The sequence below is a fragment of the Halalkalibacter suaedae genome (genome assembly GCF_017939705.1).
Lineage (GTDB): Bacteria > Bacillota > Bacilli > Bacillales > Bacillaceae_D > Halalkalibacter > Halalkalibacter suaedae.
Genome location: NZ_JAGKSQ010000001.1, coordinates 402,456 through 424,040, shown reverse-complemented (window position 1 = coordinate 424,040; position 21,585 = coordinate 402,456). Strand labels below are relative to the sequence as shown.

Genomic DNA, 21,585 nt, shown 5'->3' with positions numbered 1-21,585 from the left:
TCTTTAAGGCTCCATTAAATTTATTAAGCACCAGAGTGATACTTATACATCCATAGTACTCCGCTTTTTAGAACCCTTGGAACTCGACCTAGAAGAGTTCGTTCTCCCATAAGTCCAAAGCCATGCTTTTTCCCAAGAGAACCTAATACACCTTTTAATTTAATTTGAGGAAGTTCCTCTGGAAGGGATTCGCCATTCCATTGCTTCTTCAAAATCGTCACGATCTGTTCAGCCTGGCCCTCAGCTAATTGTGCACTCGGAGCATGAGGTAGGCTCGCACAGTCACCAACGACAAATACATCATCATCAGTCGGCAGGAAATGTTGAGGTGCCAAAACGACACGTCCTTGTGGATCCTTTTCAACATCTAAATTCCTTACTACCTCAACTGGCTGAACACCAGCTGTCCATATAATTGCATCTGATTCAATGGCTTCATCATGATTATAGATGAACCCTTTTTCGACTCTTGTGATATTTGATTTATTGATCACATCGACACCATGATCGATAAACCAATTTTGTACATATGTACTTAACTTTAATGGGAACATTGATAAAATAATTTCACCACGATCAAACAGCTTAATTGTGAGATCTGGTCGACTTTCACGTAATTCACTGGCGAGTTCAACACCACTTAATCCCCCACCAACAATTGAGACAATGCCATTTGGTCGAACATTATTAATGGCTTCATATGTTTTTCTTGTCGCATCCATTGTTTGAATGCTATTTGTAAATTCTTCTGCACCAGGTACATTATGGTATTTGTCTTCACAGCCTAAGCCAATGACTAATTTATCATATGAAACTGAGCTTCCATCCTCTAATTCAACTGTTTTTCCTGATAGATCAACAGATTGAATTGTCCCGTATTTAATTGAAATTCTTGCATCCTCAGGAAAAGAAACACGTAAATGATGATCTGCGGCTGTACCAGCAGCTAAAGCATAATATTCTGTTTTAAGACAATGGTAAGGTAGACGATCGATAAGAATGATTTCAACATCTTCAGGTAATTCGTCTGGTAGTAAACGTTGAATAATACGCATCCCGCCATAACCGCCACCAAGTATAACAAGCTTTTTCATAAGTGAATGTCCCCTTTGTTCGGTGATTGCATCAAGTGCTGTCTCGACCAAAGTCATCACGTTTTCGAGTAGTCGGGCTTTAGTAGGTTCAGTCGTAAAGGTTTTCATGCCATGAGAAATCAAACCATGAATGATATGTTTCCAAGTCTCAACTGAAGCACAAGAGGTGAATTCTCCTCTTTCTTTAGCGTGAGTAAGTAATTTCTCCCAATGTGTAAGTAGCAACGTCTGCTTTTTAAGAACATGATTCCACATTTCAATTGTCAGTGCTGGATCTTGGTCATAATCTTTTAGAATAAATTGAAGATAGGCATGTAAGCGAACAGATAATGTTCGCTGCTTAAAGTGTGGTTGCTCTAAAAAAGGTAAAACCGTTTCTAAAAGATCATTTGCGAGCGATTGCATGATTGAATCCTTTGTAGGAAAATAATTAAAAAATGTTCCTTTTGCAACATTAGCTGCACGAGTAATCTCTTGTACAGTGGTTCGAGAAAAACCTTTTTCTTTAAAAAGAGCTAAGGCGGCATCCTCAATACGTTTTTTGGTTCGTTCCTTTTTGGCACGTTCATTCATCTATTTAAGCTCCTCAAAAGTGACCCTGGTCAGTTTTGATTATAGCAGGAAGCGACAAAAAAACAACAATTTTATGAACTTTTTTCTAAATAAATTAAATTGTCATAATTGACTTCTTTTTAAAGCGAGAGTAGCATAAAGAGGAAGATTAATGAGGTGAAATAATGCGTCCAATTATTGAATTTTGCTTAAGTAATTTAGCGAGTGGTTCACAAAAAGCCATGGAAATGCTTGAACGTGATCCTAATTTAGATATTATTGAATATGGCTGTTTAAATCATTGTGGGCAATGTGCATTAGATCCGTTTGCTCTTGTTAATGGAGAATTTGTCTCTGGTGAAACCAATGAGGAATTAGTCGAGAATATTTATCTTCATCTTGAAGAGAATCCAATGTTTTAGGCTCACAACAAAGGAAGTGTTTAACTTGGAAATGATTCCATTTATCAACACATGGCCGTATGAACGGTTATTTGATGATATTTATATACAGACATGCCCCTTTTGTGGAGCGGATAATGTGTTAACAAATATGAAGAAATCCGAATTTAAGCGTGCACAAGAAAGCATAAAGACGATTTTAATTATGCCATGCTGTAACGCTCGTATGACGATTTTAGAAGCAGATCAAGATTATTTTTGGACAGACAAGCCACTACGAAAGGGCGGAAGCTAGCGTGCAATTTACGAAAATGCATGGACTTGGGAATAGTTATATTTACGTTGATGCTTTTAAAGAAAAACTACTTGAAGAAGACCTTGCTTCACTTGCGGTAGAGGTTGCAGATAAAAATAAGGGAATCGGCTCAGATGGACTTATTCTAGTAGCGCCGTCCAAGATCGCCCCTGTAAAAATGCGAATCTTTAATAATGATGGTTCCGAAGCAAAAAACTGTGGGAATGGTCTTAGGTGTGTTGCCAAGTTCGCCTTTGAACATGGGTATGTAAAGGAGAAAACATTTCAAATTGAAACGTTAGCAGGCCTTGTTGAAGCAACCGTTGAGGTGGTTCAGGGTCGAGTTGTAAATGTGACAGTTGATATGGGAGAGCCGATATTGACACGTGAAAACATTCCAATGCTTGGTGGGAAACAAGATCAAGTAATTTCTGAGTGCTTTGAACTTGATGGTGAAGAGTTATTTGTGACTGCTGTCTCAATGGGAAATCCACATGCGATTATGTTTGTTAAGGATATTAGTAAGGCAAATGTTGAAACAATTGGTCCGAAAATGGAAAAGGATGAACGCTTTCCTGATTGGGTAAATGTGGAATTCGTCGAGATTGTTTCAAAAAATGAGATTCATTTTCGTGTTTGGGAAAGAGGATCTGGTATTACGCAGGCTTGTGGAACAGGAGCTTGTGCGGCGGTTGTTGCAGCAATTCTTAATGGACACTGTCATAAGGACGAAGAGGTTATTGTTCATTTATTAGGTGGTGACCTACGAATTACTTGGAAACAAAATGGCCATGTGCTGATGAGTGGTGGAGCGGAAATTATTTGTGAAGGTTTTTTCGAACGGAAATAAGTGATACTCTTTTTGCTAGAATAAAATAGAGCCAAATCAGCTTAATTGATTTGGCTCTATTTAAATGGAATAGGTTCCTTTTTTAGAGACAAGACAAAACACGCATGGTGGATCTAGCCTCCATGCGTGTTTTTTTGTTCGTTATTCTGTGAAGAGATGTTGTCCCTTTTAATACGTTTTAACGATATTGTAGAAAGTATCTCGTTCAATTGGTGTCTTTCCGGCACTTTTAATAAGGTGAATCAATTCATCTCTTGTGATCCCTTGTGATGTTAGGGCACCAGCAGCGTGAGAGATACGTTCTTCAATTAACGTTCCATGAATATCACTAGAGCCAAATGTTAAGGCCATTTGTGTTAACTGTACACCAATATTAATCCAATATGCTTTAATATGGTCAAAATTATCTAGCATCAATCTGCTGATTGCCAATGTACGCATATCATCGTACGCAGTTGTTCTTCTCTTGATTCCGGCATTAACACTTCTAGGCTGCATGGCAAGTGGAATAAAAACCATAAATCCATTTGTTCGGTCTTGTAGCTGACGTAGACGATCCATATGAATCAGGCGTTCTTCTTTTGACTCAATTGAACCATAGAGCATCGTCGCATGTGTACGAAGACCAAGATTATGTGCAATTTCATGTGCTTCTAGCCATTGATCAGTCGATGCTTTATCTGGACTCATTTTTGCACGGTAACGCTCAGTTAGGATTTCAGCACCACCACCAGGTAATGTGTCTAGACCAGCTTTAATGAGTTCTTCCAAGACACCTTTCATTGATAATCCAGAGATTCTAGAGAAAAATTCGATCTCGGCACCAGTGTATGCTTTGACAGAAGCATTCGGATAATGCTTCTTTAGTGTGCGGATCGTATCTAAATAGTAATCAAACGGGACTTCAGTATTATGTCCACCGACAATGTGAAATTCGCGAATGTTTTCATTCCAACGCTTATCAACGTACTCAAGTAATGCTGCACTATCCATTGTGTAGGCACCTTCTTGACCTGGCTTACGTTTGAAGCCACAGAAGCCGCAGTTGGCTTCACATACATTTGTAGGATTGATGTACATATTCTGAATGAAATAGACGTTGTCGCCGTTTTTCTTCATATTTACTTGATTAGCTAATTGAGCAACCCCTAAGAGATCAGGCGTTTCAAATAAGTACATTCCATCTTCCATTGTCAGTCGTTCACCATTGCTAATTTTATCTGCAATGCTCTGTAATTTGCTATCTGTTAGCATGATTCCCATTTTGTTATCCTCCGTTTCTCATTTGGTTATAGAATCAAGAATTTTATAAACAAATGATTACAATGTTAGAATTTATAAGTAGAAAAGAGGAACTAGCCCTCTACATGTAGAACAAGTTAGTACAGAGATATATTTCGTATCGCTGTCTATTATACTATCAGATAGCACTTATTAAAAGAAATAGAAAAGCATCTGTTAAATGTCACGCAATTCTGTTGAATAATGTAAGGAAATTTTTTGAAATTTATTAAGTAGTGTTGCGTTCAATATGTTATTTTTGTAAACTTAAGGGAATAATAAAAGAGCACGTATGAATTTATAAGCGGAGAGGTGATGGGGATGAGCAAAGCTGTTAAAAGACAAGATTATATGGATAAAATAGAAGAGCTCCGTACTAAAATGATTGTTGCAGCAAGAAAATATGGAATGAACCATCCGCTTGTATTACATTATAGTCAAGAACTAGATACAGCACATAATCAAATGATGATGATGACAAAACCTGCATCCCCTTTTCTCCGACAATCAGTAGAGTGCTGAGAATATGGTGAGTAGTCTGCCTTGAGGTTCAAGGATTAGATGAGGTATAATAATCCTAACAGCAATTAGGAGGGATGTTATGATTACATTAACTGAATCCGCAGTAAGTCATATTAAGAGCATGATGGAGGCAGAAGGTGAAGAAGGCCTAATGCTTCGCGTCGGTGTTAAAGGTGGCGGCTGTAGCGGTTTATCGTATGGTATGGGTTTTGATAACGAAAGAAATGAAGATGATACGAAATTAGATATAGATGGATTGGAAATTCTAATCGATGAAGAAAGTGCCCCAATTGTTAAAGGTGTAGTAATTGACTACAAGCAAAATATGATGGGTGGCGGATTCACAATCGATAATCCCAATGCTATCGCAAACTGTGGCTGTGGTTCATCATTCCGAACCGCAACTAAAGCTGGTACCCCGGAAGAATGCTAAAATACACAAATGGCCCCTTACACAGGAGTCATAGAATCTAGACGAAATACCCTTGAGAACTAATTCTCAAGGGTATTTTTTCTTTTGTTTAAGACTAAGACTACAACTAAAGTGGCTGACTGAAATTTTGAACAAAGCATTTATTTAGCGGATGAAATATACGTAGACTCCTGCGGGATGCAAAAGCCAAAGGTGAGACCCCACAGGCGTAGCCGAGGAGGCTCAGCGGCTTCCCGCGGAAAGCGAAGTATATTTCAGGAGCGGTGTCAGCACACTATCTATCTTTGTTATTGTTTTAAGTCGGTACAGACACTTTGTCTGACCTTTTTTGTACATACAATAAAATTTCTTGTGACGTAAGAAGAGAGGACGGGATCGATAGGTCTTGATCCAATCTCCAACTTAAGACTGATTCGAATTCCACCTTAAGGTAGGTAGTAGTTTATCTTTATTGTTTTATAATGGATGTAAAGGTAGTAATATCCAGTTGCAATAAAGAGAGGGTGGTTTGGTGGAGAAGATCATTGAAGTTCGGGGAATTGAAAAATCATACGTTAAAAGAAAAACGAAAGAAATTATTTCAGCTGTAAATAATGTAACCTTTAATGTATATCGTGGAGAAGTCCTTGGTCTATTAGGGCCTAACGGTGCAGGTAAAACATCAACGATTAAGATGATCTGTGGATTATTGAAAGCTGACGCAGGTACGATATCAATTAATGGTTTAGATATTAATACCCAGCGATTAAAAGCACTTCGTCATATAAGTGCAGTGTTAGAAGGTAACCGTAATTTGTATTGGCGATTAACAGTTCGCGAAAATTTAGAATACTTTGCAGGTAATCGTGGGTTCTCTCGTAAGGAAGTGGCACCTCAAGTTGAAAAGTTATTAGAACAGTTCCATTTAAAACATAAGGAAAATGAGCTTGTTAATGGACTGTCTCGGGGGATGCAACAAAAACTAGCAATTGCCGTAACGTTGTTGGCGAATACAGACGTTATTTTATTGGACGAACCGACTTTAGGTTTGGACGTTGAAATTAGTTATGAATTAAGAGAGATCCTTAAAAACATTGTCAAAGATGAAAAGCGAACAATCATCATTAGTTCACACGATATGCCAGTCGTACAGGAATTGTGTGATCGCACGGTCATTATAAATAAGGGCACAGTGATCATTGATGAAAAAGTGGAAAACCTCCTTAACCTTTTTGATACTAAGGCATATGCCATAAAAATAGCTGGTTCATTAAATATGAAGTTAAAGCAACAGATGATTCAGCGCTTTCCTTTAAGCAGCTTTGAGAGTGGAGAGCATCAAACTGTTGTAACGGTGAATTTAGAAAAAAGTGAAGATATATATGGGCTATTTGACATTTTTAGATCAGAAGGTGTTGTTGTTGAAAGTATTGATCGAACCTCTATTGACTTTGAACAAGTGTTTATGCAAATTGTTAAGGGGGAGAAACGATTTGAAATGGCTTAATGTACTTACTGCTAATGTCCGAATGGAATTTATTGAAATGAAGCGTTATTTGCCTAATACTTTAGCCCTACTAATGACATTTTATATTATTTTTATCGCGGCGTTTTTTGGGATTATGTTTATTGGGGATCCCGCTAGTTTTGATTCAAATGTTCAATATTCAATTGTTAGTGTAGTATTTTGGAGTCTAACAATGATGACGATGAATTTTATTGGGTTTTCTGTAGTAACAGAGGCGACCCGAGGAACGTTAGAACAATTGTATATGTCCCCTTTAGGTGTATGGAAGATTTTGCTCGCTCGTATGATCGGTCAATTTTCACTCCAAATGGTTATTATGGTTCTTTTGCTTTTAGCGGCTATGCTGACATCTGGACAATGGTTAAATCTTAATCCGATGACAACCATTCCTATAATTTTAGTAACAATGATTAGTATGATTGGAGTCAGTTTTATGATTGCTGGTTTGGCAATCATCGTTAAGCAAATTGAGTCATTTCTGCAAATATTCCAGTTTGTGTTAATGGGTCTTGTGTTTGTTCCTTTATCGGTTGCCCCGTTTCTAGTCTTTGCTCCATTTGTTAAAGGGGTCAATATGGTTAGGACTGTTATGCTTGATGACTTAAGGTTAACAGAGATTGCTTTAGCTGATTTTGCAATATTATTTAGTAATTCATTTTTGTATCTTGCTGTTGGGTTATTTGTATTTATAAAATGTGAGAAAGTTGCTATGAGGAAAGGACTTTTGGGTCAGTATTAAAAGTTTAATTATTCGGAAGAGGGTAAGTTTTGAGCTTGTCGAAAAATTTTTGATGGATGAAAGTTTCTATTGCCGAAGTAAAACGCTTCGACTCCGCTACCGGGATGGGGGGCACGCTTTCCGCAGGAGGGCGTTGAACTAACCGGCTTTGCCGGTGGATTTCAACCTGCCCTTTCTGTCCTGCAGGAGTCGGCCCACCCATCCCGTCCGCTTTGTTAGAGGAATAATGGGAATTGTTCTTTTCAACCTCTCTAGTTGTGTTTTTTTACATCTCTTAAAATGGGTGAAAGGACAAATACAACCTCTATAGAAGAACCTATTATACATAAAAGACACCTTGGAGAATTAATTTCTCCAAGGTGTCTTCTTAAATATTAAAATAGGCTTGTGCTGTGGCCGGGGAATAGTCTTGCTTTTGGATCGATGAATGCTTTAGCGTTGTTGATTGCTGTAGGTGCTTCACCGAAACCAGTGGCGATTAGTTTGACTTTGCCTTCATATGAGCATACATCACCTGCTGCATAGATACCTGGACGGTTTGTTTCCATTTTCGTATTTACAATAATAGAATTCTTTTCGATCTCAAGTCCCCATTCTTTAATTGGACCAAGTGATGAAACAAAACCGAAATTGACGATAACGGCGTCGACGTCAAGAGTCTTTGTTTGATCGCCTTTAATTTCCTGTAGTGTCACTTGCTCGATTTTATCATCGTTCCCTTTGAGCTCTGTAATTTCAAATGGTGTGAGAATATTTACTTTTGAATTTTTCAAAAGCTCAATGCTGTGTTCGTGAGCACGGAATTTATCTCTGCGATGAACCATTGTCACTTCTTTAGCAATTGGTTCAAGCATTAAAGACCAGTCTACTGCTGAATCACCACCACCACAAACGAGAACGCGTTGTCCAGCAAAGACGCTAAGGTCTTGAACAAAATAATGGAGATTTTTCCCTTCGTAGTGTTCTGCACCGTCTACTTCAAGGCGACGAGGTTGGAAAGCACCTGCACCAGCTGTAATGATAACAGCCTTTGTATAATGTGTTTCTTGATCTGTTTTGATCATATACGTATCGTCATCTTGTTGAATTAATTCACTTACCGTTTGTTCCAAAACAACCGTTGGATTAAATTGGTTTGCTTGCTCTATAAGGTTATCAACTAGCTCTTGAGCCTTAACCTTTGGGAATCCAGCTACATCATAAATATATTTCTCAGGGTACAATGCAGAAAGCTGTCCTCCTAAATGAGGCATGCTTTCAATAATCTTTACTTTAGCTTGTCTCATACCACCATAAAAAGCGGCAAATAATCCAGTAGGACCACCTCCGATTACGGTAATATCATACATATTAGACGAATCTGTCATCCTCTCTCCACCTCCAAAAATCGATCATACCCTTAATTATATGCATAAAAAGGTAAAAAAAGAAAGGTAGACCAAAGATATATCTGGTAATCGTTCTATAGCATATTTCACTTGAAATTGCTTACATTAAGAGTAAGAAAAAAACAATCGGAAAAAAGCTTGATATTTGTCGAAAATTTTAAAAAGTAGTTGAAAAACAACTGGAAAAGACATAGAATAAAAATTATATGTTGTGAACTCTTTGTGAAATTATCTAACGTTCTAATTATTTGTATTTTTTCGTGAAAATATTCACAATGTTTTATTCACAGTAATTTGACAGTCATAAAAATTATAATGAAAATGGAAGTGATTCTCTTGAAAAAGCCAAACATTGTCATTCTTGGCGCTGGCTACGGTGGGATGATTACAGCAACACGCCTAACAAAACAAATTGGTCATGATGCGAATATCACCCTAGTGAACAAACACGATTACCACTATCAAACAACTTGGTTACATGAACCTGCGGCTGGAACATTGTCTCCGGAACGTACACGTATGCCAATTAATAGTGTACTTGATCTAAATAAGATTAAATTTGTGAAAGATGAAGTTCAAGAAATTAAGCGAGAAGAGAAAAAAGTTGTCTTATCTAATGGTGAATTAGAGTATGACTATCTAGTAGTAGGACTTGGTTCAGAAGCAGAGACATTTGGTGTTCCTGGGGTTCACGAACATGCATTCAGTAAATGGACTGTTAACGGAGCACGTGAGGTTAAAGAACATATTGAATATATGTTTGCTAAATATAATAACTCTCCTGAGAAAAAAGATGAACTTTTAACCGTGATTGTTGCGGGTGCTGGTTTCACAGGAATCGAATTCATTGGAGAGCTTTCAGAACGTGTTCCTGAGCTTTGTGCACATTACGATATTCCTCGTGAGAAAGTGAAGTTGTATGTCATTGAAGCAGCACCAACTGCACTACCTGGATTTGATCCTGAGTTAGTCGAATATGCAATGAATCTCCTTGAAAGCCGCGGAGTTGAATTCAAAATCAACTGCCCAATTAAAGAAGTAACTGAAACAGGTGTTTCACTTGCTAATGGTGATGAGATTAAAGCATCAACAATTGTTTGGGCAACCGGTGTAAGAGGAAGCTCAATTATTGAGAAATCTGGATTTGAAGCCATGCGTGGACGTGTGAAGGTTGAGCCAGATCTACGTGCACCAGGACATGAGGACATTTTCATTATTGGTGACTGTGCATTGCTTATTAATGAAGAAATTAATCGTCCATACCCACCTACTGCACAAATTGCTATGCAAATGGCAGAAGTTTGTGCAAGCAACATTAAGTCACTAATGACTGGTGGTTCCTTGAAGACATTTACACCAGACATCAAAGGGACTGTTGCTTCATTAGGTGGTAAGGAAGCAATTGGTGTTGTTGGATCAAGAAAGTTATTTGGAACGTCTGCGAATTTCATGAAAAAGATGATTGATAATCGTTATCTTTTCCTACTTGGCGGACCAGGTCTTGTCCTAAAAAGAGGTAAAAACCCAATGTAATGAGTGACGGCCACTAAAAAAAGAGACAATTCTTTTTTAGTGGCCTTTTATCGTTTCTCTTCTTACATATAAATTGTTCGTTTTTTCTTCAAATAAAACGTATTGACTTGGACCAGTTCCATTCGTAAAATAATGGAGAGCATGGAGGTGCAATCTGTGAATATACCACAGCTTATGATTTCAATTATTCTGTTTCTAGTTCTTTTCTTTGGAATTGGATTTCTATTAAATATGATTTTACGGTCTACTTGGGTTATGGCGTTAGGCTATCCCATTATTGTCATTTTGATTGTTGATAAGGTTGAATTCTTTGATTATTTCACTGATTCAACAAATGCTTTTCCTGCACTTTGGGATAACTTAACATCATTGCAACTTGTTGATATTATTATTTTATTCAGTGGGTTTATTGGTGCGATTATTGCTGGAATTGTCATTAAAATGTTACGTGTTCGTGGATATCAAATGTTTTAAAAAGATCCCTGATGGGGTCTTTTTTTTATATTTTTTCAATTGTTTATCCAATTAATTGTATAAACTACTCTTTCTCTGGGGATGATGAATCCATGAGAGGAGTGAAGAGATTTGAAAACTTTTAACACATGTATGCGAAGAGTAATCATGAGTGGTTTGTTTATTGCCGCGTTCTTCACAACGTTTGGAAACTTTTCTGGGGTTAGTGCAGCTGAACTTCAACGTTGGATGTATGAACAGGTTTCAATAACAGATCAGGACCAGGAGGAGTTACATACAGCCAGAAATAGTGCATATAAGAAATCGTTTTTTAATAAGAGAACCTTACCATTTGTTAAGACCGAAGAAATGTCAATGTCAGAGGAAATTGTGGAATCAACAGACGTCCCTTTAGAAGAAGCGATCGACTGGTCGAAGTATCCGTCTGAGCGGGTTGTGGCGACCGGTTACACAGCTGGGGTTGAATCGACAGGGAAGAACCCTGATCACCCAAGCTATGGAATTACGTATTCTGGTGTCCAAGTGAAAAGAGATTTGTACTCGACGATTGCCGCCGATACGAGTGTTTATCCGATTGGTACTGTATTATTTATTCCAGACTATGGGTATGGTGTTGTGGCAGATACAGGATCAGCAATCAAAGGACACAAGATTGATTTGTATTATGAAACGGTCAAAGATGTATACAGCAAATGGGGAAAAAAAGAGGTTGAAGTGTTTATAGTTAAGAAGGGAACAGGGAAGCTTTCTGAAGAGGAACTAACACGTTTAAATGAAAATGATGCAGTTCAAGTATTCCGAAATCAATTAGATCTTTAACAAAAGGGTGTCCATTTAGGGACACCCTTTTGCACTAAAAAAGATTAGTGAATGACGACATGAAGAACTAATGTAAGCAGGATTCCAAGTAAGGCACCGAAAAAGACTTCAATTGGCTGATGTCCGAGGAGTTCCTTTAATTCCTTTCTCTTTTCATCTTCTTCTTTTTTTGGCCATGTCTTCACTTCTGAAACTAATTTATTAAAATCACCTACTAATTGATTTAAGACTGTTGCATGGTAACCAGCATGGCGTCTCACACCGGTAGCATCAAACATGACAATAATTCCTAAGACAGTGGTAATAGCAAAGACGGGCGAATCTAAACCGAATTCAAGAGCGATTGCTGTTGAAAGAGCAGTCACGGCAGCTGAGTGTGAACTTGGCATACCGCCAGTACTTGTTAGTAATGCCCACTCGAATTTTCTTGTGGCAATAAAAGCTAGCGGGACTTTGACAAATTGGGCGAAGCCAATGGCAAACAATGAAGCCCACAGAGGGAAGTTATGTAGAAGTTCCATTTGATTGTTAACGTCCTTTCCAGTAAAAAATGCTTTAAGATATATACTCATTTTAAGTATGGCTAAGCAAATTTATAGTAAGATTTCTTCATTATAGCATAGAAAATTGACTGAAGATATTCGATCGGTTTTCTATTTCGTGTTTCGAAATAGATAGGATTTAGGTATAATGAGTCCATGATAATGAAAGGAAGTGTATAAAATGATTCAATCTTATTCAAACTATACAACAGAGCAGAAAGATGATGTGTTAGTTATTGGTTTATTTGAAGGTGAAGAATTACATAATGATGTTGTTAGTATGAATTCAGAATTTGCAGCACAGATTAAAAAGATTAAACAAACGAATTCGCTTACAAAGATTCACACACTTGGTGCAATTACTACTGAGGTTGTCTATTTAGTTGGACTTGGGAAGAAGGATCATGCTTCAATTGAACAGCTACGTGAAAAGATAGCTGAATGCGGACAACAGCTAAAGAAGGATCGTGTCCAACATGTTGGGTTTCTTGCATCAAGTTTTGAGAACGATGCCATTTCATTAGATGATGTAGCAGTGATTATTGGTGAATCAATTGCATTAAGTCAATATGAAGTCCTGCATTATAAAGAAAAAACGAATCAGGTAGAAAAGCAATTAGAGTCGATAACGATCTACGGCGAAAGCAAGGATTCTAATCTGCAAGAAGCTGGTGAACTTGGCTACTTATATGGGACAGCAACAAATAGAGCTAGAGCACTTGTCAATCTCCCAGGGAATCTCCTTACACCTACTGACCTAGCGGAAGAAGCGCAAACATTAGCCGAGCAACATCAATTTGAACTAGATATTTTAGAGCGGGAGGATATGGAACGTCTTGGAATGGGTGCTTTACTTGCAGTTGCTGCTGGTAGTGATCAACCACCTAAAATGATTGTCCTTTCCTACAAAGGAGACCCTAGTAGTAAGGAGACAATCGGACTAGTTGGAAAAGGGTTAACGTTTGATTCGGGTGGTATTTCTATTAAGCCTCGTGAGAATATGCATGCGATGAAAATGGATATGGGAGGAGCGGCAGCGGTTATTGGTGCGATGGATATTATCGGTAGTCTAAAGCCAAAAGTGAACGTACTAGCGGTTATACCATCGAGTGAAAACTTATTAAACGGATCTGCCTTAAAACCGGGTGATGTGATACGCTCTCTCAGTGGAAAGACAATTGAGGTTCGCAATACCGATGCTGAGGGTCGTCTAATCTTAGCAGATGGAGTGACCTATGCTAAGCAACTAGGTGCTACCTCGATTATTGATGTTGCAACACTAACAGGTGCTGTGTTAATTGCTTTAGGAGAATGTACGACAGGTGCGATTACGAATAATGAGGATTTCATGGAGGAAGTGCTAGAAGCTTCAGCCGAAACAGGCGAATGGATTTGGAGACTTCCGAGCTATCAACCATATAAAGATATGCTTAAAACAAGTGATGTCGCTGACTTAAATAATGCTCCAGGTCGCAATGCAGGCAGCATAACAGCTGGTCTATTTATAGGTGAGTTTGCTGAGAATACGCCATGGGTTCATTTAGATATTGCTGGAACGGCTTGGCAAACAAAAGCCACTCACTTTGGCCCATTAGGTGGGACAGGTGCTATGGCAAGAACACTGGCTCAAATAGTATTAAATAAAGAAGAATAAAGAAAAAAGACCTTTTCTATAACATGAAATCTAGAGGACAAGTAGTTTCCAATAGATTAAATGTTTGTGGAGAAGGTCTTTTTTGTCCTACTTGGAGTATCTAAGACCATGTGGGCGTTCAGTCGAGAATTATTCTAGATCAGACATTTAAGGAACGCTGAGGCTTATATATGGAATCTAAGCCTTACTGAAGCCTGTTTATCACGTTTGAGTTGGTAAGTTCTTTCCAGTATGATTGTTATTGAAGTGACCGTGCCCAATTGCTTACGAGCTTGTTACTTGAGAAAAGGAGGAAAAAATTCCTTGAAGCTATTAAAAACGTTAGACCGTTGGCTTGTGAAACTAGAAGAAGTAATACTTAGTTATTCAATTATATTAATTGCAATTATGGTAATTGGAAATGTAGCTAGCCGGGAGATTACTGGTGACGGGTGGTCATTTGCAGGTGAAGTTAGCCATTTTGCTGTGACTGTTGCAACGTTCATGGGAATTAGTTATGCAGCCCGTTATGGTAGACATATTAGCATGTCGGCATTCTTTGATTTAGCACCATTCCCGATTCGCAAGGCATTAGCGATATTCATTCCAGCTTTAACTGCTCTTATATTGTTTGTTTTATCTAAATTTGCTTTTGATTATTTTATGTCTCTTGTTGAATCAGGTCGTTTAACAACAGCAATGGAGATTCCAGTTTATACAATTGCCTTCTTTGTCCCAATCGGGCTTGCTCTTGGTGGAATTCAATTCCTACGTAATATGTGGGTGAATATTAAAGAAAAAGAAGTGTATCTAGCCCAAGAAAAGAAGGACTATTCGTAACTAAACAATTAAATACATTGGGGGACAAACGATGATTGCTACGATGTTAATAATAATGATTGTGTTGCTATTACTTGGTTTCCCGATGATGATTCCGATGACTGCAGCCTCGATTGTTGTTGTTTTATTCTTTATTCCTAACGTAGATCCAATGTTCATCGCTCAACAAATGATGCAAGGTATATCTTCATATGTACTTCTTGCAGTACCTTTATTCATTTTTGCTGCTGATATTATGTCAACAGGAAAGACGTCTCAGAGATTACTAGACTTTGTCGGAGCATTCATTGGACATATACGAGGTGGCTATGCAATAACAACTGCTGCTGCCTGTACATTATTCGGATCCATCTCGGGATCAACTCAAGCAACAGTTGTTGCTGTTGGTAAGCCGATGCGACAGAGATTGTTATCTGTTGGGTACAAGGATTCTAGTGCAATTGCACTAATTATCAATTCAAGTGATATTGCGTTATTAATTCCACCAAGTATTGGAATGATTATTTACGCATTAGCAGCACCGCAAGTATCTGTTGGTGATTTATTTATCGCAGGTATAGGGCCAGGATTACTTGTTTTTACCATGTTTGCTGTTTATAGCTATATTCATGCGAGAATTTTTAATATTCCGCTTGCCGAAAAGTACTCGTGGAAGGAACGATTCAATTTCACATCCCGAGCACTACTTCCATTAGGTTTTCCAGCTATTATTATCGGTGGAATTTATATGGGCTATTTTAGTCCAACTGAAGCTGCTGGGGTTTCGGTCTTATATGCTTTAATTCTTGAGCTTCTCATTTTCAAAACGATAAAGCTTCCAGATGTTCCGAAAATTGCTTTGTCAACTGGACTAGTTACTTCAGCTGTTTTTATTCTTGTTGCTGCTGGTCAAGCTTTTTCTTGGATCCTCTCATATGAGAGAATCCCACAAATGTTATCTGAAGCCGTACTTGGGTCAGATCCATCAGCCATTCAGATCTTAGTTATTGTTTCAATTTTCTTCTTTATAGGATGTATGTTTGTTGATCCGATTGTTGTTATTCTAATCTTAACACCAATCTTTTATCCGGTAGCTATGACTGCCGGAATAGATCCAATCCATTTAGGAATTGTGATTGTGTTCCAAGCAGCAGTTGGTTCTGCAACCCCGCCGTTTGGGGTAGATATATTTACCGCCAGTGCGGTCTTTAACAAGTCATATTTGGATGTTATTAAAGGAACACCACCGTATATTGTGATGCTTTTTATCGTATCGGTGTTACTCATATTTTTTGAGGAGATCTCGTTATTCTTATTGTAGATTTTCCTTGAAATAGAAAAACAAATTACCTAGGGGGTATTCGATGATTTTTAACAAAAGAGGATGGAAAACAGTAGCAATGGCTGGTGCACTTTCAGTGGCATTAGCGGCATGTGGTTCTGATGATTCAGAAACAGATACAGGTGATACAGGAACAGATACTGGTGGCGGAGATGAAGCTGCTGTTGAAGAAACGTATAACTGGAAGTTTGTTACTGAAGAAGTAGATGGTCAAGTTCAATATGAATATGCAGAGCAATTTGCTGAAAAATTGAATGAAAAGTCTGATGGTGCAATTAATATCGATGTCTATGAATTTGGTGGACTAGGTAGTGAGGTAGACCAAGTAGAACAACTTCAAGATGGACTTGTTCAGTTCGCAATTGTATCTCCTGGTTTCACTGGTGGGATGGTAGAGGAAGGTCAAGTATTTGCTCTTCAATTCCTTTTCCCAAATGATCAAGAGAAAACACAAGAAATCTTAAACACGAGTGAAGCTCTTAATACTCAATTAGCTGGTATGTATGAAGAACATAATATTAAGCCACTCGCTTTCTTTACAGAAGGTGCAATGCAGTGGACTGGTAGTTCACCATTACGTACACCTGCAGATTTCGAAGGTTTTAAAATGCGCACTCAAGAATCTCCATTAATTCAGGAATCTTATGAAGCTTATGGTGCAACACCAGAGGCAATGAGCTGGTCTGAACTTTATACTTCACTTGATCGTGGCGTTGTTGACGGGCAAGAAAATCCAATTTTCTTTATCCAAGATGCTGCATTCCATGAAGTTCAAAGCGATATGACGATTTCAAATCATAATAACTATGTTGCAATGGCAACAGTTAATCCAACTTTCTATAATGATTTGCCTGAGGATGTTCGTGCAATGATTGATGAGACAGTTGAAGAAATGCAACCAATAGTGTTTGATATGCAGAAAGAAATGAATGAGTCATTACTAGAAGAGATTAAAAATGATACTGAAAATCCAACAGAAGTATATGAATTAACTGAAGAAGAAACAGCTGCATTCCGTGAGCTTGCAGAGCCAGTTCGTGAATACTTCCGTACAGAAGTAGTTGGCGAAGAAGGTAATGCAATGCTCGATCTACTTGAGCAAGAAATTGCTGAGCATGAGTAGTAAGAGATAATCAAACATCTCAAAGGGAGATCCCCTTTGAGATGTTTTTTTATGTAAATTTCATGGGTTTTTTTCAATAAAATTGAAACTTTTTCATTGCTTAGCTCGTCTTATATTATAAGAGAGAAAAGGAGTGAGAAAATGAACAAGCACATTTTCACGTTACTCTTGCTTCTACTAAGCCTGAGTGGCTGTTTTAATCAGGTTCGTGAGCAAGAAGCAATCGCTCAGTATGATTTGTTTTTAGAAAATGTTCATGAATTATTTGGTTATCACACAATTGAGGACGGGTTGTTTTATAATGAATTTTATCACACGAAGGAGTCCATTCGTTCACATCTTTCTGAATTTATGACTGATGAAGGAGTATCCTGGTTTTTGAATGAGTTTTATATGTTGAAAGACGGTCGCTATGTATATGCTGAGAAAGTGCAAAACTACCTTAACGGGGAAGGTAGCAGCAATTTTTACGATGTGATGAAAAATTCAGTTTTTAATCCAGGGTTACGGATGATTGTGGAAGAAGACATTAAGATAAATGATCTTGACGGAGAGATCGAAATGAAGATGGAGGATGCTCCTATACAATTTTATCAACAAGGTAGTACTTATGGAGAGAGTGAGTTTGGGGAGTTAGGTTATCCATCCACTGATTACATTAGTGTAAGAGTGGTGATGGTGAAGGATGATGAAACCTATCGTATTAGTTATCTAGAGGTACAATCATAACAAAATATTAGAGGCTGGGACATAAGTGTTTGAGCTAACAAAAAAACGAAATGAAGGGTATGGTGTAAGGAAGCCGCTCCTGGAATATACTTCGCTTTTCGCAGGAAGTAGGTGACCTTCTCGTTTTTTTAGAAGTAACTGGAAAATCAGGAGGTGAAAAGTAGAATATCATTAAACTTTCAGGCCGCCAAGTCTTGGGAAGCTATTGGCTGTAAAAAATCGCTTCGAACACGCTACCGGGATGGGGGGCACACACCCGCCGGAGGGCGTGGAACTAACCGGCTGTGCCGGTGGATTTCCACCTTGCCCTTTCTATCCTGCAGGAGTCGGCCCACCCATCCGTCCGCTTAGATGAAAGGGGAGCTCGAATTTCTCTGTTCTTAAAAATGAATATCAAGAGAATATTAAAACTAAATGTGCTATTACAATTTGCGTAGTTGATCTCAAACGAAACATGAACCTGAAAAAGAAAAAATAAAGGAGGCTGGGACATAACTAAAGTGTCTAACTGAAATACCGAACAAAGCAATCATGTAGCGGATGAAATATACGTAGACTCCTGCGGGATCAAAAAGCCAAGGGTGAGACCCCGCAGGCGTAGACGAGGAGGCTCACCGGCTTCCCGCGGAAAGCGTAGTATATTTCAGGAGCGGCTTATGTCCGCCAACTACCATTGTTCTGGTTTTCTATTAGTTAAATCACTTTTGTCCCAGCCTCTTCTATTGTTTTACCCCAACAGAATCCAAAGTTACGTATATCGCTGGCCTCAGTGACTCTGCGGTTTCTAAGCTTTTTGCTTTTGCAGCGGAGGAGTATACATATCTTGCATCCGCTATGGATTAATTTCTTTGGAACTTTAGTCAGATAGTTATATCTCAGTCTCTTTAGTGATTCGTAGACTATGCTATCTTCTGATTGGGTGATGATTTGGAAGTTTGGACAATATGATAGATTTTTGTCGCTAAAATAGCAGCGAAAAAGGTTAAGATGATATCTTTTACGAGTGGTGCGGCCATCCAACCCCAAACAACACGGTAGCTGACAGCGTCAGACCCAGCAAGGAATTGAGTAGCGTAATACATATAATGTGTACCAAACACATAGTTTATTAATAGACCAACGAAGCAAGCTATTAAAAATGTATTTAGGTTCTTTTTCTGACGTTTTTCAATAATAAGTCCAGTTACATATGCCAAAATAACAAAGGACAGTAAAAATCCGAAAGTTGGCTGGAGAAATGTCCCGAGTCCCCCTTTAAACTGAGCAAATACCGGAAACCCAACAAGACCTGTGATCAAGTAAATAATCATAGCAAGTGCTCCAAGTCGTTTACCGAGAAGAGCTCCTGCTAAAATTGAGAAAAAGGTTTGGAGCGTAATAGGTACAAGTCCAATAACAAGAAAAGATGTAAAGTTAGCTCCGATTGGCATTAATGCAGCAAACATTGCTACTAGTACGAGCTGCTTTGTTTGAATCGTGGAGTTAGTCAATAGGTTCACCTCATAAATTAGTATTTATTAGTAGAATAGTCGTATTACTAATCATTGTCAACACAAAAACATAGTTTGGTTTACAATAAAGGTACTCCATTTTGTTTTGTTTTTGTCTATGTATCTTTGTTATAATGTAAAAGATTGTTATTTTAGGGAGGCTGATCATATGGTTGAACGTCCAGCTGGTTTTTGGATTCGTGTCGGTGCACGAATACTGGACAGCATTTTTATCACGTTTGTCTTTTTTATTGTCTTTTTAATCATTCCTGTTTCGGGAAGTGAAGTTGAGGTCTTTCCAGAAATGACTCAGCAGGACCTTATTATTAATTCTATTCAAGGAATCGGAGAACTTCTGTATGGGCTGATTGTTCCAGTCCTATGGGCTGGTTATACGGTTGGTAAGCGTATTTGTGGGATCCGGATTGTGAAGGTAGATGGTAGTAACGTTGGCTTTGGAACGATGCTTATTCGTTCAGTAGTTGGAATATTTGTTTACACAATTACTCTCGGAATCGCCTTTATTGTCAGTGTTTTTATGGTTGCGTTTCGAAAAGATAAACGAAGTATACATGACATGCTTGCAAGAACGTATGTTACATACAATAAGCCTGCTGAGGATTCGCCATATCAACAGTAATAGTAGATATGAATGAACTGGGGTAAATGAAAAAGGGCACTAAGAAAGGTATGCTTTTACCTTCTTAGTGCCCTTGGACATTTTTGAGGTTAATTTGATTTGTTCAGCTGAATAAGGATGAATCAACCTCTCATATGTTACGGCTTACTTAACGGCTTCTTTTAATTGCTTACCTGCTTTGAAGGCTGGTGTTTTTGTTGCAGCGATATCAATCTCTTCACCAGTTTGTGGATTTCTTCCTTTTCTTGCTGCTCTTTCTCTTACCTCGAAGTTTCCAAAACCAATAAGTTGAATGGTTTCACCTTTTGCCAGTGTTTCTTCAATAATCTCAAAGACTGTATTAACTGCAAGCCCTGCATCTTTTTTTGAAAGTTCGGAACGCTCTGCAACTGCTTGTACTAATTCTGTTTTGTTCATTGTTCAATCATCTCCTCATATCGTTGGTAAAGCGTGTTTCTTGCTACCATCATCACCAATTTTCTATAATTTATACACGTTTTCGAAATCATTTTACTAACTTGTAGGTTTATTATTGTTTTTGCTTTTATGAAGATATAATGTTGCGTTTAATTCACCGCCAATAACTAAAATCAAACCAGTTAAGAAAAACCAGAGCATTAAAATGATAACCCCTCCGAGACTTCCGTAAGTTGCAGTGAAATTTCCAAAGTTACTTACATATGTGGAGAAGGCAAACGAGATAATTTGCCAGCCTATTGTAGCAACAACAGCCCCAACAATTACTTGAGATAACTTCAATTTAATATTAGGACCGATCCAGTAGAGTAACATTAGCACTAACGTCATTAAGCCAATTCCGATAATCCATCTAAGTATGTTTAGAATTACTGCGATGTCATGAGGGAGTAGTGAAAAGCGTTCAAGACCAGTAATAATTAAATTACCGAATACAGGTAATAGGAGTGTTGCGACAATGACAATAATCATGCCAATTGTTAGTAAAATTGAAAGTCCACGAAGTCTCAGGAAGCCTCTAGTCTCCTCAATATTATAAGAGCGATTAACAGCACGTATTAAGGCATTCATACCATTTGATGCCGACCATAATGTCGCCAAGATCCCGAAGGAAAGGAGTCCACCCTGAGGTTCGTTGATTACTTCTAGTATGGTAGTTGACAGTAGTTCTGCAAGGTTTTCTGGAACATAGTCGTTAATGAAGGAGTAGATCATGTCTACATCCAAATTAAAATATGGAATTAATGCTAGCATGAAAATTAAAAGTGGGAAAATTGATAACATAAAATAGTAAGCAAGTGTAGCAGCCCAATCAAGAATTGGATCTGTTTTTAATTGTTTAAAAAAAATACGTGTAAATGATTTCATTGTTTTCTCCTTTACTTGTTTTACTGTTGATCTTC

Annotated in this window: 23 protein-coding genes and 1 pseudogene; 16 read left to right on the top strand and 8 right to left on the bottom strand. The window is 38.1% G+C overall.

Annotated elements, in window-relative coordinates; all coding sequences use genetic code 11:
* Positions 1–23: 23 nt before the first annotated feature.
* Positions 24–1,094, bottom strand: a complete 1,071-nt coding sequence (locus tag J7W16_RS02040) for an NAD(P)/FAD-dependent oxidoreductase (protein WP_346726896.1) — start codon at positions 1,092–1,094, stop codon at positions 24–26.
* Between the two features lie 459 nt (positions 1,095–1,553).
* A pseudogene (locus J7W16_RS22250) lies at positions 1,554–1,667 on the bottom strand (TetR family transcriptional regulator); the annotation flags it as partial.
* Positions 1,668–1,831: 164 nt separating this feature from the next.
* Between J7W16_RS22250 and J7W16_RS02035 the strand changes: the two are divergent.
* Genes J7W16_RS02035 through dapF form a run of 3 tightly spaced genes read left to right on the top strand, consistent with a single transcriptional unit; the run spans position 1,832 to position 3,192 of the window.
* Positions 1,832–2,068: a YuzB family protein gene (locus J7W16_RS02035; protein ID WP_210595255.1), complete on the top strand. Its 237-nt coding sequence runs from the start codon at positions 1,832–1,834 to the stop codon at positions 2,066–2,068.
* A 31-nt stretch (positions 2,069–2,099) separates the two neighbouring features.
* Entirely contained in the window at positions 2,100–2,342 is a 243-nt protein-coding gene (locus tag J7W16_RS02030) for a hypothetical protein (protein WP_210595907.1), read from the top strand.
* Between the two features lie 16 nt (positions 2,343–2,358).
* Entirely contained in the window at positions 2,359–3,192 is an 834-nt protein-coding gene (gene dapF, locus J7W16_RS02025) for a diaminopimelate epimerase (RefSeq protein ID WP_246879832.1), read from the top strand.
* 168 nt (positions 3,193–3,360) lie between these two features.
* Here dapF and mqnE read toward each other — a convergent pair whose 3' ends face one another.
* Positions 3,361–4,455 (bottom strand): aminofutalosine synthase MqnE, encoded by a 1,095-nt coding sequence (gene mqnE, locus J7W16_RS02020; RefSeq protein ID WP_210595253.1) that lies wholly within the window; start codon positions 4,453–4,455, stop codon positions 3,361–3,363.
* A 339-nt stretch (positions 4,456–4,794) separates the two neighbouring features.
* On the opposite strand from mqnE, the gene J7W16_RS02015 reads away from it, so the two are divergent.
* From J7W16_RS02015 to J7W16_RS02000, 4 genes are all read left to right on the top strand, one after another.
* Positions 4,795–4,995: an aspartyl-phosphate phosphatase Spo0E family protein gene (locus J7W16_RS02015; RefSeq protein WP_210595252.1), complete on the top strand. Its 201-nt coding sequence runs from the start codon at positions 4,795–4,797 to the stop codon at positions 4,993–4,995.
* Positions 4,996–5,074: 79 nt separating this feature from the next.
* Positions 5,075–5,428: a HesB/IscA family protein gene (locus J7W16_RS02010; protein ID WP_210595251.1), complete on the top strand. Its 354-nt coding sequence runs from the start codon at positions 5,075–5,077 to the stop codon at positions 5,426–5,428.
* 511 nt (positions 5,429–5,939) lie between these two features.
* Entirely contained in the window at positions 5,940–6,914 is a 975-nt protein-coding gene (locus tag J7W16_RS02005; RefSeq protein WP_210595250.1) for an ABC transporter ATP-binding protein, read from the top strand.
* Complete coding sequence (locus J7W16_RS02000; RefSeq protein WP_210595249.1) at positions 6,901–7,674, top strand: ABC transporter permease; 774 nt, start codon at positions 6,901–6,903, stop codon at positions 7,672–7,674. Before J7W16_RS02005 ends, J7W16_RS02000 begins: the two co-directional genes overlap by 14 nt.
* A 374-nt stretch (positions 7,675–8,048) precedes the next feature.
* Here J7W16_RS02000 and J7W16_RS01995 read toward each other — a convergent pair whose 3' ends face one another.
* On the bottom strand, positions 8,049–9,041 hold the full coding sequence (locus J7W16_RS01995; protein ID WP_210595248.1) for an NAD(P)/FAD-dependent oxidoreductase: 993 nt from the start codon (positions 9,039–9,041) through the stop codon (positions 8,049–8,051).
* A gap of 342 nt (positions 9,042–9,383) precedes the next feature.
* Between J7W16_RS01995 and J7W16_RS01990 the strand changes: the two genes are divergently transcribed.
* The 3 genes from J7W16_RS01990 (at position 9,384) to J7W16_RS01980 (ending at position 11,888) form a co-directional block, all read left to right on the top strand.
* Positions 9,384–10,595 (top strand): NAD(P)/FAD-dependent oxidoreductase, encoded by a 1,212-nt coding sequence (locus tag J7W16_RS01990; protein WP_210595906.1) that lies wholly within the window; start codon positions 9,384–9,386, stop codon positions 10,593–10,595.
* 156 nt (positions 10,596–10,751) lie between these two features.
* A complete protein-coding gene (locus J7W16_RS01985; protein WP_346726889.1) occupies positions 10,752–11,069 on the top strand; it encodes a YuiB family protein in 318 nt (105 codons plus the stop codon).
* 111 nt (positions 11,070–11,180) lie between these two features.
* On the top strand, positions 11,181–11,888 hold the full coding sequence (locus J7W16_RS01980; protein WP_419095800.1) for a 3D domain-containing protein: 708 nt from the start codon (positions 11,181–11,183) through the stop codon (positions 11,886–11,888).
* A 44-nt stretch (positions 11,889–11,932) separates the two neighbouring features.
* Here the strand turns inward: J7W16_RS01980 and J7W16_RS01975 are convergent, their stop codons facing one another.
* Positions 11,933–12,409 (bottom strand): divergent PAP2 family protein, encoded by a 477-nt coding sequence (locus tag J7W16_RS01975; RefSeq protein WP_210595246.1) that lies wholly within the window; start codon positions 12,407–12,409, stop codon positions 11,933–11,935.
* A gap of 202 nt (positions 12,410–12,611) precedes the next feature.
* Between J7W16_RS01975 and J7W16_RS01970 the strand changes: the two genes are divergently transcribed.
* The 5 genes from J7W16_RS01970 (at position 12,612) to J7W16_RS01950 (ending at position 18,076) form a co-directional block, all read left to right on the top strand.
* Positions 12,612–14,084 (top strand): leucyl aminopeptidase, encoded by a 1,473-nt coding sequence (locus J7W16_RS01970; RefSeq protein WP_210595245.1) that lies wholly within the window; start codon positions 12,612–12,614, stop codon positions 14,082–14,084.
* Positions 14,085–14,387: 303 nt separating this feature from the next.
* On the top strand, positions 14,388–14,903 hold the full coding sequence (locus J7W16_RS01965) for a TRAP transporter small permease (RefSeq protein ID WP_210595244.1): 516 nt from the start codon (positions 14,388–14,390) through the stop codon (positions 14,901–14,903).
* A gap of 31 nt (positions 14,904–14,934) precedes the next feature.
* Positions 14,935–16,203 (top strand): TRAP transporter large permease, encoded by a 1,269-nt coding sequence (locus J7W16_RS01960; protein ID WP_210595243.1) that lies wholly within the window; start codon positions 14,935–14,937, stop codon positions 16,201–16,203.
* A gap of 43 nt (positions 16,204–16,246) precedes the next feature.
* Entirely contained in the window at positions 16,247–17,347 is a 1,101-nt protein-coding gene (locus tag J7W16_RS01955) for a DctP family TRAP transporter solute-binding subunit (RefSeq protein ID WP_210595242.1), read from the top strand.
* A 141-nt stretch (positions 17,348–17,488) separates the two neighbouring features.
* Positions 17,489–18,076 (top strand): hypothetical protein, encoded by a 588-nt coding sequence (locus J7W16_RS01950; protein WP_210595241.1) that lies wholly within the window; start codon positions 17,489–17,491, stop codon positions 18,074–18,076.
* 899 nt (positions 18,077–18,975) lie between these two features.
* On the opposite strand, the gene J7W16_RS01945 is transcribed toward J7W16_RS01950, so the two are convergent.
* Positions 18,976–19,566: a biotin transporter BioY gene (locus J7W16_RS01945; protein ID WP_246879797.1), complete on the bottom strand. Its 591-nt coding sequence runs from the start codon at positions 19,564–19,566 to the stop codon at positions 18,976–18,978.
* A gap of 169 nt (positions 19,567–19,735) precedes the next feature.
* Here J7W16_RS01945 and J7W16_RS01940 point away from each other — a divergent pair, with 169 nt between their 5' ends.
* The gene (locus J7W16_RS01940; protein ID WP_210595240.1) at positions 19,736–20,206 is read left to right on the top strand and encodes an RDD family protein; all 471 of its coding nucleotides are present in this window, start codon (positions 19,736–19,738) and stop codon (positions 20,204–20,206) included.
* A 144-nt stretch (positions 20,207–20,350) separates the two neighbouring features.
* On the opposite strand, the gene J7W16_RS01935 is transcribed toward J7W16_RS01940, so the two are convergent.
* Both J7W16_RS01935 and J7W16_RS01930 read right to left on the bottom strand, forming a co-directional pair.
* On the bottom strand, positions 20,351–20,623 hold the full coding sequence (locus J7W16_RS01935) for an HU family DNA-binding protein (protein ID WP_210595239.1): 273 nt from the start codon (positions 20,621–20,623) through the stop codon (positions 20,351–20,353).
* Between the two features lie 96 nt (positions 20,624–20,719).
* A complete protein-coding gene (locus J7W16_RS01930) occupies positions 20,720–21,550 on the bottom strand; it encodes a YihY/virulence factor BrkB family protein (RefSeq protein WP_210595238.1) in 831 nt (276 codons plus the stop codon).
* Between the last annotated feature and the right edge of the window lie 35 nt (positions 21,551–21,585).

What these genes read in the sequence shown, in the direction of transcription:
- J7W16_RS02040 (WP_346726896.1), bottom strand. Translation starts at nt 1,094, where the DNA reads ATGAAAAAGCTTGTTATACTTGGTGGCGGTTATGGCGGGATGCGTATT.
- J7W16_RS02035 (WP_210595255.1), top strand. Translation starts at nt 1,832, where the DNA reads ATGCGTCCAATTATTGAATTTTGCTTAAGTAATTTAGCGAGTGGTTCA.
- J7W16_RS02030 (WP_210595907.1), top strand. Translation starts at nt 2,100, where the DNA reads ATGATTCCATTTATCAACACATGGCCGTATGAACGGTTATTTGATGAT.
- dapF (WP_246879832.1), top strand. Translation starts at nt 2,359, where the DNA reads ATGCATGGACTTGGGAATAGTTATATTTACGTTGATGCTTTTAAAGAA.
- mqnE (WP_210595253.1), bottom strand. Translation starts at nt 4,455, where the DNA reads ATGGGAATCATGCTAACAGATAGCAAATTACAGAGCATTGCAGATAAA.
- J7W16_RS02015 (WP_210595252.1), top strand. Translation starts at nt 4,795, where the DNA reads ATGAGCAAAGCTGTTAAAAGACAAGATTATATGGATAAAATAGAAGAG.
- J7W16_RS02010 (WP_210595251.1), top strand. Translation starts at nt 5,075, where the DNA reads ATGATTACATTAACTGAATCCGCAGTAAGTCATATTAAGAGCATGATG.
- J7W16_RS01995 (WP_210595248.1), bottom strand. Translation starts at nt 9,041, where the DNA reads ATGACAGATTCGTCTAATATGTATGATATTACCGTAATCGGAGGTGGT.
- J7W16_RS01990 (WP_210595906.1), top strand. Translation starts at nt 9,384, where the DNA reads ATGGAAGTGATTCTCTTGAAAAAGCCAAACATTGTCATTCTTGGCGCT.
- J7W16_RS01975 (WP_210595246.1), bottom strand. Translation starts at nt 12,409, where the DNA reads ATGGAACTTCTACATAACTTCCCTCTGTGGGCTTCATTGTTTGCCATT.
- J7W16_RS01970 (WP_210595245.1), top strand. Translation starts at nt 12,612, where the DNA reads ATGATTCAATCTTATTCAAACTATACAACAGAGCAGAAAGATGATGTG.
- J7W16_RS01960 (WP_210595243.1), top strand. Translation starts at nt 14,935, where the DNA reads ATGATTGCTACGATGTTAATAATAATGATTGTGTTGCTATTACTTGGT.
- J7W16_RS01955 (WP_210595242.1), top strand. Translation starts at nt 16,247, where the DNA reads ATGATTTTTAACAAAAGAGGATGGAAAACAGTAGCAATGGCTGGTGCA.
- J7W16_RS01950 (WP_210595241.1), top strand. Translation starts at nt 17,489, where the DNA reads ATGAACAAGCACATTTTCACGTTACTCTTGCTTCTACTAAGCCTGAGT.
- J7W16_RS01940 (WP_210595240.1), top strand. Translation starts at nt 19,736, where the DNA reads ATGGTTGAACGTCCAGCTGGTTTTTGGATTCGTGTCGGTGCACGAATA.
- J7W16_RS01935 (WP_210595239.1), bottom strand. Translation starts at nt 20,623, where the DNA reads ATGAACAAAACAGAATTAGTACAAGCAGTTGCAGAGCGTTCCGAACTT.
- J7W16_RS01930 (WP_210595238.1), bottom strand. Translation starts at nt 21,550, where the DNA reads ATGAAATCATTTACACGTATTTTTTTTAAACAATTAAAAACAGATCCA.